The organism is Burkholderia sola (assembly GCF_905400185.1).
GTDB classification, from domain to species: Bacteria; Pseudomonadota; Gammaproteobacteria; order Burkholderiales; family Burkholderiaceae; genus Burkholderia; species Burkholderia sola.
Genome location: NZ_FR989677.1, coordinates 47,558 through 63,748 on the forward strand (window position 1 = coordinate 47,558; position 16,191 = coordinate 63,748).

General features: G+C 67.1%; 15 protein-coding genes. 12 read left to right on the top strand and 3 right to left on the bottom strand.

The window, feature by feature from the left end; translation table 11 throughout:
• Nucleotides 1-75: 75 nt before the first annotated feature.
• Nucleotides 76-1,248, bottom strand: coding sequence for a porin (locus KR541_RS30225; protein ID WP_216090027.1), 1,173 nt, complete (start codon nucleotides 1,246-1,248; stop codon nucleotides 76-78).
• A gap of 485 nt (nucleotides 1,249-1,733) precedes the next feature.
• Here KR541_RS30225 and KR541_RS30230 point away from each other — a divergent pair, with 485 nt between their 5' ends.
• Both KR541_RS30230 and KR541_RS30235 read left to right on the top strand, forming a co-directional pair.
• Nucleotides 1,734-2,687, top strand: coding sequence for a GlxA family transcriptional regulator (locus tag KR541_RS30230; RefSeq protein ID WP_050015617.1), 954 nt, complete (start codon nucleotides 1,734-1,736; stop codon nucleotides 2,685-2,687).
• A 482-nt stretch (nucleotides 2,688-3,169) separates the two neighbouring features.
• Nucleotides 3,170-3,805, top strand: coding sequence for a response regulator transcription factor (locus KR541_RS30235; RefSeq protein WP_048988612.1), 636 nt, complete (start codon nucleotides 3,170-3,172; stop codon nucleotides 3,803-3,805).
• A gap of 18 nt (nucleotides 3,806-3,823) precedes the next feature.
• Here KR541_RS30235 and KR541_RS30240 read toward each other — a convergent pair whose 3' ends face one another.
• On the bottom strand, nucleotides 3,824-5,173 hold the full coding sequence (locus KR541_RS30240) for a PAS domain-containing sensor histidine kinase (RefSeq protein WP_179233197.1): 1,350 nt from the start codon (nucleotides 5,171-5,173) through the stop codon (nucleotides 3,824-3,826).
• Between the two features lie 257 nt (nucleotides 5,174-5,430).
• Between KR541_RS30240 and KR541_RS30245 the strand changes: the two genes are divergently transcribed.
• The 10 genes from KR541_RS30245 to KR541_RS30290 all read left to right on the top strand — a co-directional run bounded on the left by KR541_RS30245 (nucleotide 5,431) and on the right by KR541_RS30290 (nucleotide 14,104).
• Nucleotides 5,431-5,856, top strand: a complete 426-nt coding sequence (locus tag KR541_RS30245) for a DUF3331 domain-containing protein (RefSeq protein WP_050015613.1) — start codon at nucleotides 5,431-5,433, stop codon at nucleotides 5,854-5,856.
• A 180-nt stretch (nucleotides 5,857-6,036) separates the two neighbouring features.
• Nucleotides 6,037-6,363 (top strand): response regulator transcription factor, encoded by a 327-nt coding sequence (locus KR541_RS30250; RefSeq protein ID WP_229699545.1) that lies wholly within the window; start codon nucleotides 6,037-6,039, stop codon nucleotides 6,361-6,363.
• A 105-nt stretch (nucleotides 6,364-6,468) separates the two neighbouring features.
• Nucleotides 6,469-7,323, top strand: coding sequence for an alpha/beta fold hydrolase (locus tag KR541_RS30255; protein ID WP_050015611.1), 855 nt, complete (start codon nucleotides 6,469-6,471; stop codon nucleotides 7,321-7,323).
• A gap of 71 nt (nucleotides 7,324-7,394) precedes the next feature.
• Complete coding sequence (locus tag KR541_RS30260) at nucleotides 7,395-8,114, top strand: hypothetical protein (RefSeq protein ID WP_050015609.1); 720 nt, start codon at nucleotides 7,395-7,397, stop codon at nucleotides 8,112-8,114.
• 10 nt (nucleotides 8,115-8,124) lie between these two features.
• A complete protein-coding gene (locus tag KR541_RS30265) occupies nucleotides 8,125-9,171 on the top strand; it encodes an alcohol dehydrogenase (RefSeq protein WP_050015607.1) in 1,047 nt (348 codons plus the stop codon).
• Complete coding sequence (locus KR541_RS30270) at nucleotides 9,168-9,887, top strand: hypothetical protein (RefSeq protein ID WP_050015605.1); 720 nt, start codon at nucleotides 9,168-9,170, stop codon at nucleotides 9,885-9,887. The genes KR541_RS30265 and KR541_RS30270 overlap by 4 nt, the downstream gene beginning before the upstream one ends.
• Before the next feature lie 45 nt (nucleotides 9,888-9,932).
• Complete coding sequence (locus KR541_RS30275) at nucleotides 9,933-10,787, top strand: alpha/beta fold hydrolase (protein WP_050015604.1); 855 nt, start codon at nucleotides 9,933-9,935, stop codon at nucleotides 10,785-10,787.
• A 31-nt stretch (nucleotides 10,788-10,818) separates the two neighbouring features.
• On the top strand, nucleotides 10,819-11,826 hold the full coding sequence (locus KR541_RS30280; RefSeq protein WP_050015702.1) for a zinc-binding alcohol dehydrogenase family protein: 1,008 nt from the start codon (nucleotides 10,819-10,821) through the stop codon (nucleotides 11,824-11,826).
• Nucleotides 11,827-11,858: 32 nt separating this feature from the next.
• Nucleotides 11,859-12,680 carry an alpha/beta fold hydrolase gene (locus tag KR541_RS30285; RefSeq protein WP_050015602.1) on the top strand — a complete coding sequence of 274 codons (822 nt, stop codon included), beginning with the start codon at nucleotides 11,859-11,861 and terminating at the stop codon, nucleotides 12,678-12,680.
• Between the two features lie 59 nt (nucleotides 12,681-12,739).
• The gene (locus KR541_RS30290) at nucleotides 12,740-14,104 is read left to right on the top strand and encodes an FAD-dependent oxidoreductase (RefSeq protein WP_050015600.1); all 1,365 of its coding nucleotides are present in this window, start codon (nucleotides 12,740-12,742) and stop codon (nucleotides 14,102-14,104) included.
• Between the two features lie 87 nt (nucleotides 14,105-14,191).
• On the opposite strand, the gene KR541_RS30295 is transcribed toward KR541_RS30290, so the two are convergent.
• Nucleotides 14,192-16,045 carry an ABC transporter ATP-binding protein gene (locus KR541_RS30295; protein WP_216090028.1) on the bottom strand — a complete coding sequence of 618 codons (1,854 nt, stop codon included), beginning with the start codon at nucleotides 16,043-16,045 and terminating at the stop codon, nucleotides 14,192-14,194.
• Nucleotides 16,046-16,191: the final 146 nt, after the last annotated feature.

A 16,191-nucleotide genomic window follows, 5' to 3' on the forward strand; every position in this document is an offset into this window, starting at 1 on the left:
TCGAACCTGCTGCGTTGCGGTATGGCGCGCACGGCGGTGCGCGCCTGTCGGAACGATCGTCGTGCGACGCGACGATCAGAACTTGTGGCGGATGCCGACGATCGCGAGTTCCTGCGTATCGGTGCCCGAGTTCACGCCGTACGAGCCGACCGACGCGGCCGCTTTAACGGTCGCCCCGTTCGCGTTGAGCGTGTTGCCGCTCGCTTTCTGATAGCCGAACAGCGCATACAGGTCGGTGCGCTTCGACAGCGCGTAATCCGCGCCGAGGTTGACCTGGTTGTAGTGCGCGGAAGCCGGGCCCGTCAGCGACGTGTAGTTGTAGCCGACGCCCGCGCGCAGCGCCGGCGAGAACTGCCAGTTGAAGAACGCCGAGCCGTTGTTGAACTTCGCGTTCTGGCTGAATGCCGACAGCGTGTCCGCGCCGTACTGCGTGTTCGAATACGCGAGGCCGAAGGTCGCCGGCCCGGCCACGTACTGGCCGGCCACGCGCACGATCTGGATCGACTTCGCGCTCGAGAAGCCCTGGTTGATCACGGTGTTGAAGAGCGTGTCCGAGCTGCTCGACCACGTGCGCACGCCGTTCGCGACCGTCGTGCCGCCGTTCGCGTAGAAGAAGCCGGCGCCGAGCGACAGCGGGCCGTTCGCGTAGCTCGCGCCGAAGCTGTACGTGCGGCCGCTGCCGGTCGCGCCGGCGACGCCGCCGAAGCCGTACAGCGCCGCGAACTGGAAGCCGGCGATCAGCGGGCTCGTGTATTTCACCGAGTTGCTGACGCGCAGGCTGTTGTCGTAGTTGTCGAGATCGCCCGGCGTCGCGAACACGCCGCCGAAGTAGTTGTCCTGCGTGAGGCCCTGCACGAGATCGACGACCGGATCGTACTGGCGGCCGAGCGTCACGGTGCCGTACGTGCTGCTCGCGAGACCGACGACGGCCTTGCGGCCGAATTCGCGCTGGCCCTGGCCGAGCGCGCCGGTGCCGATGTTGAAGCCGTTCTCGAGCTGGAACAGCGCGGACAGGCCGCTGCCGAGATCCTCGATGCCGCGCAGCCCCCAGCGGCTGCCCGACAGGTTGCCGCTGCTGAACTTCACGAGGCTCGACGCGTTGCTGCCGTTCGCGTTCTGCGCGTTGTGGACGTACGCGATGCCCGCGTCGGCGATGCCGTACAGCGTGACGCTGCTTTGTGCGTGGGCGCCGGCGGCGACGAGCGCGGCCGGCAGGGCGAACAGCGCGAATGACCGGATCTGTTTCATGGTTGGATTCCCCCGTTGGTCGATTGGTCTGACGAATCGGTGAACGATACGGACGGCGTATCGGCGAGGGAACCAATAAATTGTCGGATCGTTATGAGGTGGCGCGGCGATGGGTGTGCGCGCAACGAGCCGGCGCCTCGCGCGGGCGCCGGCGCGTCGTGGCGTTTCGCATCCGGGCATCCGCTCGATCCGTCGGAGACGATCGATGCGATCGCCGATCGCGCGCAACTCGATCGCGCGGTGGGGTATATCGGGCTCGGGCGAGATGAAGGCCGCCGGCACGCGCCTGCCGGCAGTCGTCGTGCGACGGGCCGGCCCGAACGCGCGGCCATGTGCGCAGCATGGCCATTCTTTCCTGTCTCGAAAATCTTGTAGCATCGCCGGAGTGCCGGTTGGCATGCCGCGATCACAGCCGCATGCCCGCTTTTCCGTTTGTTGTGAACCCGCCGCCATGCGCCGGCGGGGTCGATTCGCATGAGGTCAATATGCGTCGCATTGGGCTTGTCCTCGTTCCTCAGTTTCAGGTAATGAGCCTGCTCGCGTTGTCCGTGTTCGACATCGCCAATCTCCGCGCGGGCCGCTCGCTCTATGAAGTGAGCGTGATCTCGGAGGATGGCGGCCCCGTGGAGGCGTCGTTCGGCATGTACGCATCAACGCAACCGGCGCGGCTGTCGGAATTGCACACGGTATTCGTCGGCGCTTCACTGTCGACGCCGCCGCTCACGGACCGCATGCGCGAACTGCTGGTCGATCTGTCCGGCAAGGTCGAACGCATGGCGTCGATCTGCCTCGGTGCGTTTCTGCTGGCCGAGGCGGGCCTGCTGAACGGGCGCCGCGCAACGACGCATTGGGCGTTTCTCGATCGGTTCAGGGATCGCTATCCCGCGGTATCGGTGGAGAAGGATTGCATCTTCGTGCGCGACGGCACGCTGTGGAGTTCGGCAGGAATGAGCACGGCCATGGACATGGCGCTCGCGATGCTCGAAGAGGATCTCGGCCCGGACGCCGCATTGCAGGTCGCGAAAGACCTGGTGCTCGAGCGCTGGAGGCGCTCGGGGTCGCAGCCGCAGTCGTCCGTGCTGATCGACCACCCCGCACGCAGCAATCGGATCCACGACGTCATCACGCACATCCGGGCGAATCTCGGCACCGATCTGACCGTCGACAAGCTCGCCGACGTGGCGAGGATGAGCAAGCGGCAGTTTACGCGCCGCTTCAAGGATGAAACCGGCCTGACGCCTGCAAAGGCAGTCGAGCGCATCCGGCTCGAAACGGCCCGGGATTTCGTGACGAGTTCGTCGTGGACCATCGACACGATCGCACGGGAAACCGGTTATGCGGATACCGAGCGGATGAGGCGGTCGTTCGTGCGTGCTTTTGGCCATCCGCCACAGGTCTTGCGGCGGCAGCGCAAGCCGGAACACGCGGACACCGACTGAGCGCGGCCGGCCGATACCGGGTCCCGCGCTGCAACATCATGGCACGAAAGGAGGGAACTGCGTCCCTCTATGCGCGCCCATCGTCAATAGAATGTTCTTCGGGCGGTACCTGCTCGGGTAAGCCGAACCGAAGACTCGTCGACAGCGGACCGCACGCTCGTCCGCCCGCGGTTTTGCGAACCGTCCCTTGCAGCCCGCGTCATGTCGCCAGGCTGGAACCGTCCGTGTGTGCCGCACGGACGCGCCCGGTCGCCGATTGCGTTGCCGCACGTGCGAAGCGTGTCCGGCATGTGCAGGCACGCCGTGCCGGCGCGCCGCGCGACGCGAATGACGCAACCGCCGAAGTGGCGTGGAACGGCGAAGCGCTGCGTGGGTGGCGGTCGGCCTCGCGGGTGGCCGGGACGGCGCGCGTCGTCGGCGCCGTGTCGGGCGACACGCGGTTCGCGATGATGAAAACTGAACGGACGGTTGGGGCGCAGGATATGTCAGATGCAGCGATGAAAGACGACTCGTCGGCTGTTGTATATGTCGTCGACGACGATCCGGCCATACGCGCATCGCTCGATACGTTGTTGCGATCGCTGGGCCTGCGCGTCGTGACCTTCGCGAGTACCGCGGAGCTGCGCGCGACGCACCGGGAGAATGTCACGAGCTGCCTGTTGCTCGATGTGCGACTGCGCGGGGAGAGCGGGCTGGTGTTTCAGCAGGCGTCGGACCGGCCGTCGATCCCGATCGTCGTCATCACGGGGTTCGCGGACGTCGAAGTGTGTCGCAAGGCGCTGAAGGGCGGCGCGGTCGATTTTCTCGTGAAGCCGTTCACCGACCACGAGTTGATCGACGCCGTGAACCTCGCGCTGTCGCTGGATGCGGCACGGCGAGTCCGCAACGACACGCACGACGAGTTGCGGCAGTCGTTCGAGTTGCTCACGCGCCGCGAGCGCGAAGTGCTTGCGTACGTCGTCAGCGGCGCGCTGAACAAGCAGATCGCGTCGCATCTCGGATTGAGCCTGATTACCATCAAGCAGCATCGCGCAGCGGTGATGCGCAAGATGAATGCGTCGTCGCTTGCGGATCTCGTGCGCAAGTCCGAGGCGATCGGCGTGCAACTGGCGACATGACGCCGCGCGCCGCGAGCGTCATGCGGCCGGGTCGGTCGTGCGCGGGTGGGCCGGCAGTGTGAACGAGAAGCAGCAGCCGGCGCCCGGTTCGCCGCGTGCCCAGATGCGCCCGTGATGGGCGTCGACGATCGAGCGTGCGACCGTGAGACCCATTCCCATGCCGTCGGATTTGCTCGTAAAAAACGGATCGAAAAGCCGATCGATCGATTGCTGTTCGATACCCGGCCCCGTGTCGCATACGTCGAACACGACTTCGGCGTCGCTCAGCCTGGCCGAGACCGTCAGCGTGCGCGCGTGCGACGGGCCGCTTTCGATCGCCTGGATGCCGTTCATCATCAGGTTCGCGAGCACCTGCTGGACCTGCACGGGATCGGCGAACAGGCGCGCGTCGGCATCGATGTCGCTGTCGACGCGAACGTTGCGTGCAGCGGCTTCCGGCGCGATCAGGAACAGCGCAGCGTGCACGGCGTCGGCGGCCGCGAAGTCGACGCACTTCGCCGGCGCCTTGCCGATGAAGCCGCGAATCTTGCGGCAGATTTCCGTCGCATCGCGCGCCCACCGGACGGCCTGCGTGATCGCGGCAGCGGCTTCGGCGACGTCGGGCTCGTCGCGCTCGAGCCAGCGCAGCGCCGCTTCGGCCGACGAACCGACGGCCGACAGCGGCTGGCTGACCTCATGCAGGATCGAGGCCGACATCTCCGCAAACAGCGACACGCGGGCCGCGCGTGCGGCTTCCGCGCGCAATACCGTGAGCCGGTCGCTGTTCTCCTTCTGCTCGGTCACGTCGAACGCATAGAAATGCAGGCGCCGGTAGCCGTCCTCGTGCTTCGGCAGCGAGCAGCGCCATACGATCGGTACGCGGCGCCCCTTGAACGTCACGAGCGTGCGCTCGCCCTGGCAGGCGGTCCGGTTTTCGTAGATCGCGCGCAGCACCGCGCTGTTGCTGAGCCGGTCGGCCGGCAACAGGATCTCCGCGTGCTGCAGGAAATGCTCTTTCGATTCGGCGTCGAAGAGTTGCACCACCGCGTCGTTGGCCGCCACGAACGCATGCAGCGCGCGCAGCCGGGCGACGGCCTGCGGATGCTCGTCGAAATAGCGGTCGATATCCGAGACCCCGGCCATCTTCAGTTCCTTCACCGCGCGATAAACGCGTGACCAGTCTTCGATCAGGATCGGTATCGGCGCCGACAGGAAGAGCTCGCTATCCGCTGGATGAGGGTCGTCAGGCGGGGCGATCGTCGGGGCTGCGGACGTGGACATGGGGACGTGGTGCTCGCTGAGGTTCGCGCGCGGCGCGAAACCGGATGACCGGAAGTGACGCATCGGGACGATGAACGACGTGCGCGTCCGACCTCGATGTAGCTGCAACTATAAAGCAGATTGCCGCGTGCTGCTGACCGCGACCGCGGGCGGATGCAGGCCGGCGCGACGGTCAGACTTTGGTATGGGAAGGCATCGACCACGGTCTGATGGATCGAAAAAAACCGTTCCTCTAGACTCGATTCCAACGTGAGTGAAGCGCGCGGCGCGGCCGATGGCGAAGCGGCGATGTTCGCGATGCGTCGGTGCGGCGGATTGATCGCGCGAGCCGCGCATGCGCATTCAATGCGAGGGGAACGGTAGAGATGACGCAGCCAACGTGTGCATACGACGATGTATTCGAACGCGCGCTGATGGGCCTGCTGGATCCGTCGAGAACGGCGGGCGTGCCCGGCTCGCACCGGCGGCGCGTGCGCGGCAAGCGCAATGACGGCGCGGGCGAGACCGGCGCGCCGGTGGCCTCGCGGATCAGGATCGTCGAGATTCTGTCGGATACCGCTGTCAGCGTGCGCTGGAGCGACCCGAGGTACGGGCATTTCGGCGAACAGCTGTGGCATTGCGTGACCGCGAGAACGGCGTCGCGCTGCGTGCTGACCGGTGCGCCGATCAAGCCGGGCGATCGCGTGTATCGGCCGCGGGGGCGCGGCCGCACCGTTCCGTGCAACTGGGACAGGATGATCCATGCCGCGGCAGTCGCGCCGGCGCCGTCCGCCGGCGCGGACGGCCGGTGACGCGCGAGCGGGTACGGTCGGTATCGGCCCCACCATACCTCGGCATGATTGTCGGCACCGGGGGCGGTCGGTACGCTGTCCGAAATCCGGTTGCGTTCCCGGCCCTGCCAGCGAGCGTGGCGTCACGCGAGACACTCTGTGCACGACAAGACGGTTTGCATCATCGACGATGAATTGGCGATGAGACAGTCGCTGGAATCGCTCGTGCGCTCGATGGGCGTGCGCGCGAGGCTGTACGCATCGGCCGAGGCGTTTCTCGAACATGGCGCGAGCGGGACGTCGCACTGCATCGTGTGCGATATCCAGATGGCCGGGATGTCGGGTATCGAGCTGCTCGCCGTGCTGCGAGGGGGGTGTTGCGACGTGCCGATCATCTTCGTGACCGCGCACCCGAGCGCGCGCCGGGTGCTCGAGGCGAGACGGCTCGGCGCATTGTGCGTGCTGGAGAAGCCCTTCGATCCGCGCGAACTTGTGCAGTGGGTGATGCGCGCGCTCACGGGATGCTGAAGGGGCGGCACGATGGCCAAGGGCGCAGCGACGCTGCGTTCGTGCCGCGTCATCGCGACCGGGCATGTCCATTACGCGGTTTTGTATAGAACGACAGGATAACTTATGGAAAACGACAGTCCGAGTCTCGGCGCCAGCACGCAGTTCGTCGACGTCGACGGTCGGCGTCTCGCGTATCGCACATTCGGCAGCGGTACGCCGCTCGTGTTGTGCGTGCGCTTTCGCGGCACCATGGACACCTGGGATCCGCTGTTCCTCGACACGCTCGTCGAACAGGGCTTCCAGGTCACGATCTTCGATTACAGCGGACTCGGGCAGTCGAGCGGCGAGCGAACCTATCATCCTGCGTCGCTCGCCAAGGACGCGATCGACCTGATCGTCGCGCTCGAGCTCGGCAAGGCGGTGATCGGCGGCTGGTCGGTCGGCGGAATGGCCGCGCAGATCGTGCTCGCAAAGGCGCCGCAGCTCGTCACGCACGCAGTGCTGATCGCGACCACGCCGCCGGGCCAGTTGGTCAGGGCCGGCGAACCGCTGTTCTACACGATGGCGAAGCGCGAAAACGACTTCGAGGATTTCGTCACGCTGTTCTTCGAGCCGGCCTCCGCGGCGAGCCGCGCGGCGGCCGAGCTTGCGGCCGCGCGTGTCGCGCAGCGCAAGGTCGACCTGAGCCCGGCGGTACCGGTCGCGTGGGCCGGCGAGCAGGTCGGAGACGCCCCGCGGAACCCGGCCTTCCCGGTCGATGCCGTGCTCGATGCGCTGCGCTCGACGTCGATTCCGGTTCTTCATGTTGGCGGCGATCACGACATCGTGTTCCCGGTGGAGAACTGGTATGCGCTCAACGGCCAGCTGCCGACGCTGCATCTCGTGACGCTGCCGCGTACCGGGCACGGGCCGCAACTCGAGTATCCGGTGGCTTGCGCGAGGCACATCGCGGCGTTCGTCGGCGTGCACGCTGGCTAATCGCGCGCGCCGCCGCCCGGGCCGCGCGGCAGAAGAACGAGGAAGACGTTTCATATCGTTTAGGATGACAAATGGAAGATCTGGTTGATTTGGCGATTCGCGCCGCAGGGGGAATGGAGCGCTTCAAGCGCTTTCGCAGCGTATCGGCGCAGTTGCATCACATGGGCGCGATCTGGGCGCTGAAGCAGCGCGACGGCGTGCTCACCGATTCGCGCGTGACGGTGCAGCTGCACGAGCAGCATGTCTCGCATGCCCCCTTCGCCCCAACGACGGATCACTCCGTCTACACGCCCGCGCGCGTCGAGATCCGCCGTGACGACGGTACCGTGGTGGATACGCTCGACGCCCCTCGCGCGTCGTTCGACGGCTACGAAATGGAGACGCCGTGGTCCAACGCACAGCTGGCGTACTTCGCCGGCTACACGATGTGGACGTATCTGACGTCGCCGTTCCTGCTGCGCCACGGCGGCGTTCGCAGCCGCGAAATCAAGCCATGGATCGTCGACGGGCTGCCGTGGCGGCGCCTGCATGTCGAGTTTGCGCCGGAGATCGCGACGCATAGCGCCGTGCAGACGTTCTACTTCGACGCGGACGGGCTGCTGCGCCGGCACGACTACGAGGTCGACATCCAGGGGCGCAACGCGGCTGCGCGGTACATCAGCGACTACGTCGACGTGCAAGGCATCCGGATGCCGACGCGCTTCCGGATTTATCCGCGCACCGACGCGAACGTGGCGCTGCCCGCCCCGTTGATCGTCGGTGTCGATCTGTCGAACTTCCGTTTCGAGTAACGAGGCAATCATGACGAATCAAGCGACTTACCGCGCGGCGGTAGTCAAGGCGCCTGGGCAACTGGAACTGGTCGAGCGGCCGATTCCCGCGCCGGCGCAGGGGCAGGTGCGCATTCGCGTCGAAGCCTGCGGCGTATGCCATTCCGACAGCGCAACCGTGGAGCGCGAAGCGCCTGACGGCGCGCCGCCGCGCGTACCGGGGCATGAAGTCGTCGGCCGAATCGACGCGCTCGGCGAAGAGGTGTCCGGCTGGCGGCTCGGCGAACGTGTCGGCGTCGGCTTTCTCGCCGGCGAAGATCGCACGTGCCCGTCGTGCCGGCACGGCGATGTCGTGAACTGCGAGAACCCGGTCATCACCGGGATGACGACGGACGGCGGCTATGCGGAAATCATGCTGGCCGAAGCTCGCGGGCTCGTGCGCGTGCCGGACGATCTCGACGCGGCCGAGGCTGCGCCGCTGTTGTGCGCGGGGCTCACCACGTTCAACGCGCTGCGCAATGCCGGCGCGCGGGCCGGCGACGTGGTCGCCATCCATGGCCTCGGCGGGCTCGGCCATCTCGCCGTGCAGTTCGCGAACAAGATGGGTTTTCACACCGTCGCGATCGCCCGCGGAGCCGACAAGGCCGCGCTTGCCGCGCAGCTCGGCGCGCATCGCTACATCGACGCGCGGACCGAGGACGTCGCCGCCGCGCTGCGCGCGCTCGGCGGCGCGAAGGTCGTGCTCGGCACGGCGCCGACCGGCTCGGCCATGGCCGACACCGTCGCGGGCCTGTCCGCGCGTGGCAAGCTGATCGTCGTTGCCGTGCCGGGCGAGCCGATCGCCGTGAATGCGGTCGATCTCGTGTTCGGCGGCCGCTCCGTGGTCGGCGCATTGACGGGAACGGTGACGGACAACGAAGAGACGCTCGCGTTCGCGCGGCTGCAGAACGTGCGGCCGATGATCGAAACGTTTCCGCTCGAGCAGGCGCAGGCGGCATACGACCGCATGATGCGCGCGGACGTCCGGTTCCGCGCGGTACTGACCATGAACTACGTACCCAACGGAGCTTCCGCATGAACGCAATCGCCCAATCCATCCTCGACGCCCACGGCGGGCTCGCACAGTGGCGCAAGTTTCGGCAGGTGCGCGCGCGCCTCGTACAAGGCGGTGCGCTGTGGGGCCTCAAAGGTCACGCCGGCGTGCTCGACGACACCACGGTCACCGTCGCGACGGATCGCCAATGGGCATCGCATGCGCCGTTCGGTGCGCTGGCCGCGCGCAGCGAATTCACCGGCGAGCGCATTGCGCTGCTCGATTCGGCCGGGCACGTGCTCGCGGCGCGCGAGCAGCCGCGCGGGTCGTTCGACGGGCATACGCTCGAGACGCCGTGGGACGAACTTCAACTGGCGTTTTTCGCCGGATGCGCGATGTGGACGTACCTGAACGCGCCGTTCGTGCTTGCATGGGACGGTGTGCATTGCGAAGAAGACGGCGTCTGGAACGAACGGGGCGAAGCATGGCGCCGGATTCGCGTTCACTACCCCGACACGCTCGAAGTGTTCAGCAAAGCGCAGACCATCTACGTCGGGCCGGACGGTTTCGTGCGCCGGCTCGACTACGACGTCGAAATCGCAGGCAACACGCCGGGCGCGCATTACGTCAGCGACTATGTGACCGTGTCGGGGATCCGCTTCCCGACGAAGCGGCGCATCTACCCGCGTGCAGCCGATGGGCAGGCCGTGCCGGAACCGCTCGTCGTCTCGATCGACCTGCACGACATCGCGCTGAGCTGAGCGCGAACCACGGCGCGCGTCGCGCGCCCATCGAGGGAACTCATCATGACGCAATCTGCATCATCCGCCGCTCCGACCCGCTACGTCGATGCAGCCGGCGTGCGCTACGCGTATCGCCGCTTCGGCAACGAAAAGGGTAAGCGGCCGCTTCTGTGCCTTCAGCACTTCACCGGCACGCTGGACAACTGGGATCCGGCGATCGTCGACGTGCTGGCCCGCGATCGCGAAATCATCCTGTTCGACAACGCCGGCGTCGGCCGCTCCGGCGGACAGGTTCCGACGTCGATCGCGCACATGGCGCAGCACGTGCTGCACTTCGTCGACGCGCTGTCGATCGACCGGCTGCATATCCTCGGGTTTTCGCTCGGCGGCTTTCTCGCGCAGGACATTGCGATCGCGCGACCGGAGCTGGTCGAGCGGATGATCCTGTCCGGCACCGCGCCTGAAGGTGGCGAAGGCGCGGGGATGGACCGGCCGGAACTGCTCGCGATCTACACGGACGGCGAGATGCCGATGAGCGAAAAGCTCAAGCGGCTGTTTTTCCCGGCAACGCCCGCAGGCCAGACGGCCGCCGCCGCATTCGTCGACCGCCTCGCCGCGCGCACCGCCGAGCCCGATTTGCCGGCCGGCCCCGAAGTCGCGTCCGCCCAGCTGCAGGCGATGATCGCGTGGGCGAACTGGAGCGGTGACGTGGCAGGCAAGCTGGGCGGGATCAAGCAGCCGGCCCTCGTCACCAACGGCAACGACGACCGCATGATCCCCACCGCGAACAGCTTCGTGCTCGCGCAGGGGTTGCCGAATGCGACGCTGATCGTCTATCCGGATTCAGGCCACGGCGCGCTGTTCCAGCATGCGAGTGCGTATGTCGCGCACGTCGCGGAATTCCTGCGCGGCGCGTGAACGCGTCGCCGACCCCTTCAAGGAGCTCACCATGAAAGCCATCGTATATGCAAAGGCCGGCGTACCGATCGACGATCCGACGTCGCTGTACGACACGGAGCTGCCCGTGCCGACACCTGGCCCGCGCGATCTGCTCGTGCGGATCGACGCGATTGCCGTCAACCCGGTCGATTCGAAGCTGCGGCTCGGCGTGCAGCCGAGCGGCCCGCGCGTTCTCGGCTGGGACGCGGCCGGAACGGTCGAGGCGGTCGGCGCCGACGTCGAGCTGTTCGCGCCGGGCGACAAGGTCTGGTATGCGGGCGACATCACGCGGCCCGGCAGCTACGCGGAATATGGTCTCGTCGACGAGCGGATTGCGAGCCGCCGCCCGACGACACTGGGCGCTGCCGACGCCGCGGCCCTGCCGTTGACTGCGATTACCGCGTGGGAACTGCTGTTCGACCGGCTGAAGATCACCGAGCGCGGCGGCGCCGGGCAGAGCGTGCTGGTGATCGGCGCGGGCGGCGGCGTCGGGTCCATTCTCGTGCAACTCGCGCGCCGGCTGACCGAGCTGACGGTGATCGGCACGGCGTCGCGGCCGGCCACGCACGCGTGGGTCGCCGAGCTCGGCGCGCACCACGTGATCGATCACGGCCAGCCGTTGCAACCGCAACTGAAGTCACTGGGCATCGACTACGTGGACCACGTGATCAGCCTCACGCATACCGACGCGTACTACGCGCAGATCGTCGACGTACTGAAGCCGCAGGGCCAGCTGGCGCTGATCGACGATCCGGACACGCTCGATGCGATGCCGCTCAAACGCAAGGCCATCTCGCTGCATTGGGAATTCATGTTCACGCGCTCGATGTTCCGCACGCCCGACATGGACCGTCAGCACGCGCTGCTCGCGCGCGTGGCGACGCTGATCGACGACGGCGTGCTCAAGAGCACCGTCGGCGAGCACCTCGGCAAGATCGACGCGGAGAACCTGCGGCGCGCGCATGCGCTGCTGGAAGGCGGCCGCGCGAAGGGCAAGATCGTGCTCGAAGGCTTCTGAGCGCACACCGCTACCATTCCAACGGAATCACCATGACCACCATCACCACGCACGACGGCACCCGGATTTTCTACAAGGACTGGGGCGTCGGTCGCCCGGTCGTGTTCTCGCACGGCTGGCCGCTGAACGCCGATGCATGGGACGCACAGATGCTGTTCCTCGTGCAGCACGGCTACCGCGTGATCGCGCACGACAGGCGCGGTCACGGCCGTTCGGGGCAACCGTTCGCCGGCAACGACATGAACACGTATGCAGACGATCTCGCGGCACTCCTCGACACGCTCGACGTGCGCGAGGCCACGCTGGTCGGCCATTCGACGGGCGGCGGCGAGGTCGCGCGTTACATCGGCCGTCACGGGACGAAACGAGTCGCGAAGGCCGTGCTGATCGGCGCCGTGCCGCCGATCATGCTGAAGACCGATGCGTATCCGGGCGGCTTGCCGCTGGACGTGTTCGACGGCATTCGACGCGGCGTGGCCGCCAACCGGTCCCAGTTCTATCGCGATCTCGCGGTGCCGTTCTTCGGCTTCAACCGGCCGGGCGCGACCGTGTCGGCGGGCACCGTCGACGCATTCTGGGCGCAGGGGATGACGGGCGGCATCCACGGCCAGTACCAGTGCATCCGCGAATTCTCCGAAGTCGACTACACGGATGATCTGAAGAAGATCGACGTGCCCACGCTGATCCTGCACGGCGACGACGACCAGATCGTGCCGATCGACAATGCAGGCCGGCTGTCCGCGCAGATCGTGAAGCACGCGACGCTGAAGGTGTATGAGCGCGCATCGCATGGCATGTGCGTCGTCGATGCCGATCGCGTCAATGCGGATCTGCTCGCCTTTTTGCAGTCTTGACGCGGGAACTTGCGCGACTCACACAATTCGAGCGGGACGAACGGAACCTGGAGAGCAGCATGGCAGAGGTCAAACGGGTCGAATACCTGTTTCTGGGCGGCGGCAAGGGCGGGAAATCGCTTGCGATGGAGATGGCCCGGCAAGGCAAGCGCGTCGCGGTGATCGAGCGCGGGATGATCGGCGGCTCGTGCATCAACGTCGCATGCATCCCGAGCAAGGCACTGATACGCCGTGCGCGCGCGACGCATGCGTGGCGGGATGCGGTGCAACGGGAAGACGTGATGGCCGACATGGCGGGCGTTTCCGCGTATGTCGCGTCGGTCGTGAACGGGATGGTCGACGTCAATCGCCGCGCATTCGAGCAGTCGGGACTCGAACTCGTGATCGGGACGGGGCGGTTCGTCGCGCCGCGCACCGTCGCGGTGCGCGGCGCCGACGGGGCCGAAACGATCTACGAGGGCGAGAACGTCTACATCAACACGGGTACGGTCGCGTCGATCCCGGACGTGCCGGGGCTGCGCGATGCGCAGCCGCTCACGCACGTGGAGGCGTTGCGGCTGACGACGCTTCCCGGGCATCTGGTTGTCATCGGCGGCGGTTATATCGGGCTCGAGATGGCGCAGGCGTTTCGGCGGCTCGGCAGCGCGGTTACGCTCGTCAGCGATACGCCGCGCGTCGCGATGCGCGAAGACGAGGACGTCAGCACGGTCATCCAGCAGGCGCTGACCGACGACGGCATTCGCCTCGAACTCGCCGCGCGGCTCGTCGGCGTCGAAGGCAAAAGCGGCGAGCGCGTCACGGTGCGGCTGGCCGACGGCCGTGCGATCGAAGGTTCGCACGTGCTCGTGGCAACCGGGCGCACGCCGCAGACGGCCGGCATCGGGCTCGAGCTCGCCGGCGTCGAGACGAACGAGCGCGGGTTCATCAAGGTCGACCACCGGCTCGCGACGACGGCGGAGCGCACGTGGGCGATCGGCGAAGTCGCGGGCACGCCGATGTTCACGCATGCGTCGTTCGACGACTACCGTGTGCTGAAAGCCGGTATCGAAGGCCGTCCGGCGAACACCGCGGAGCGCGTCATTCCTTATACACTGTTCATCGACCCGGAACTCGGTCGAATCGGCTTGAACGAAGCGGACGCGAATGCCCGACAGATCGACGTCGGGGTCGCGAAGCTGCCGATGGCTTCCGTGCCGCGGGCGCGCACCGACGGCAACACGCGCGGGTTCATGAAGGCGCTCGTGCATCCGGGCACCGGCGCGATTCTCGGGTTCACGATGGTCGGCACGGGCGCCGGCGATGTGACGACCGCGGTCCAGATGGCGATGCTCGGCGGCCTGCCGTACACGGCGGTGCGCGATGCGATCATCGGGCATCCGATTGTTTCGGAAGGACTGAACCTGCTGTTCGCGACGTTACATTGACCGGGCGGCGGAGGGGCACGCATTGTGCCCCCGGTTCGTCCGACCGGCGATGATCGAAGTGCCGCCATGTTGCCATGGCTGCCCTGCTCACTGCTCGACGCTTTCCGCGTCCGCCGTCTCGCCGAGGAACCCGCCGCTCTGGTGTGCCCACAGCGCCGCGTAGATGCCGCCCGCCTGCAGCAACTGCTGGTGCGTGCCTTCCTCGACGATGCGCCCTTCGTCGAGCACGATCAGCCGGTCCATCGCGGCGATCGTCGACAGCCGGTGCGCGATCGCGATCACCGTCTTGCCGCTCATCAGCGTGTCGAGGCTGCGCTGGATCGCGACTTCGACCTCGGAATCGAGCGCGCTGGTCGCTTCGTCGAGCACGAGGATCGGCGCATCCTTGAGCATCACGCGCGCGATCGCGACGCGCTGGCGCTGGCCGCCCGACAGCTTCACGCCGCGCTCGCCGACTTCGACGTCGTAGCCGCTGCGGCCGTGGCGGTCGCGCAGCCGGTCGATGAACTCGGCCGCTTCCGCGCGCACGGCCGCGTCCTGCATCTCGCGCTCGGTCGCGTCGGGGCGGCCGTACAGCAGGTTTTCGCGCATCGTCCGGTGCAGCAGCGACGTATCCTGCGTGACCATCCCGATCGCGGCGCGCAGGCTGTCCTGCGTGACGTGCGCGATGTCCTGTCCGTCGATCCGGATCGCGCCGCCGCCCACGTCGTAGAAGCGCAGCAGCAGGTTCACGAGCGTCGATTTGCCGGCGCCCGAGCGGCCGATCAAGCCGATCCGCTCGCCCGGCCGGATCGTCAGGTTCAGCCCGTCGAATACCGCGCGATCGTTGTCCTCGTGCGCGAACTGCACGTTGTCGAACACGATCTCGCCGCGCTGCACCGTAAGCGGCTTCGCATCGGGCGCGTCGACCACGCTGCGCACCTTCGTCAGCGTGTTGATGCCGTCCTGGATCGTGCCGACGTTCTCGAACAGTTCCGTCATTTCCCACATGATCCAGTGCGAGTAGCTCGACAGGCGCAGCGCCATCGCGATCACGGCCGCGACGACGCCCGCGCTCGCCTCGCCGTGCATCCACAGAGACAGCGCGAGCCCGGCCGAGCCGACCAGCAGCAGCGTCGACAGCAGGTGGTTGACGATCTCGAACGCGCTGACGAGCCGCATCTGCGCGTCGCCGGTCGCCTTGAACGCCTCCATCGCGTGGCGCGCGTGGTCGGCTTCCCGCCGCGTATGCGAGAACAGCTTCACGGTCGTGATGTTCGAATACGCGTCGGTGATGCGGCCCGTCATCAGCGCGCGCGCGTCGGCCTGCCGGCTGCCGACCGCGCCGAGGCGCGGCACGAAATACGCGCATGCCGCGCCGTAGCCGAGCGCCCACAGCGCGAGCGGTATCATCAGCCGCCAGTCGAAGCTCGCGGCGAGCACGAGGATGCCGATCAGGTACGCGGTGACGCCGATCACGACGTCGACCGACATGAACAGCGCGTCGCGCACCGCGAGCGCCGTCTGCATGATCTTGGTCGTCACGCGGCCCGCGAACTCGTTCGCGTAGAACGACAGGCTCTGGTCGAGCATCAGCCGGTGAAACAGCCAGCGCAGCCGCATCGGAAAGTTGATCGCGAGCACCTGGTGCTTGACCATCGTATGCAGTGCGATCAGCAGCGCGCTGCCGACGAGAATCGCCGCGAAACCGGCGAGCGTGCCGAAGTGGCGGCCGCCGAATCCGGCCGGCGTCGACGACGACAGCCAGTCGACCACGTGCCCCATCATCGCGAACAGCGCGGCTTCGTATGCGGCCAGCGCGGCCGACGTCAGCGCGATCAGCAGGATCCAGCCGCGCGCGCCTTTCGTGCACGCCCAGACGAACGAGAAGAATCCCTTCGGCGGCGTGACGGGATCTTCGAGCGGGAAAGTCGGCAGGCGCCGTTCAAACCACGAATACATCGACTTGTTCTCCTTATGCGGCCCGACGCGGCGGGCGGGCCGACGATACCGGGCCGGATGCGAGGCGGCAATCGTGTGCCGACCCATCGTTCCAGCCGATGGACGTTGCGCCGCGATTCGCGTGGCCCGGCGTGAAGTGTCGCATC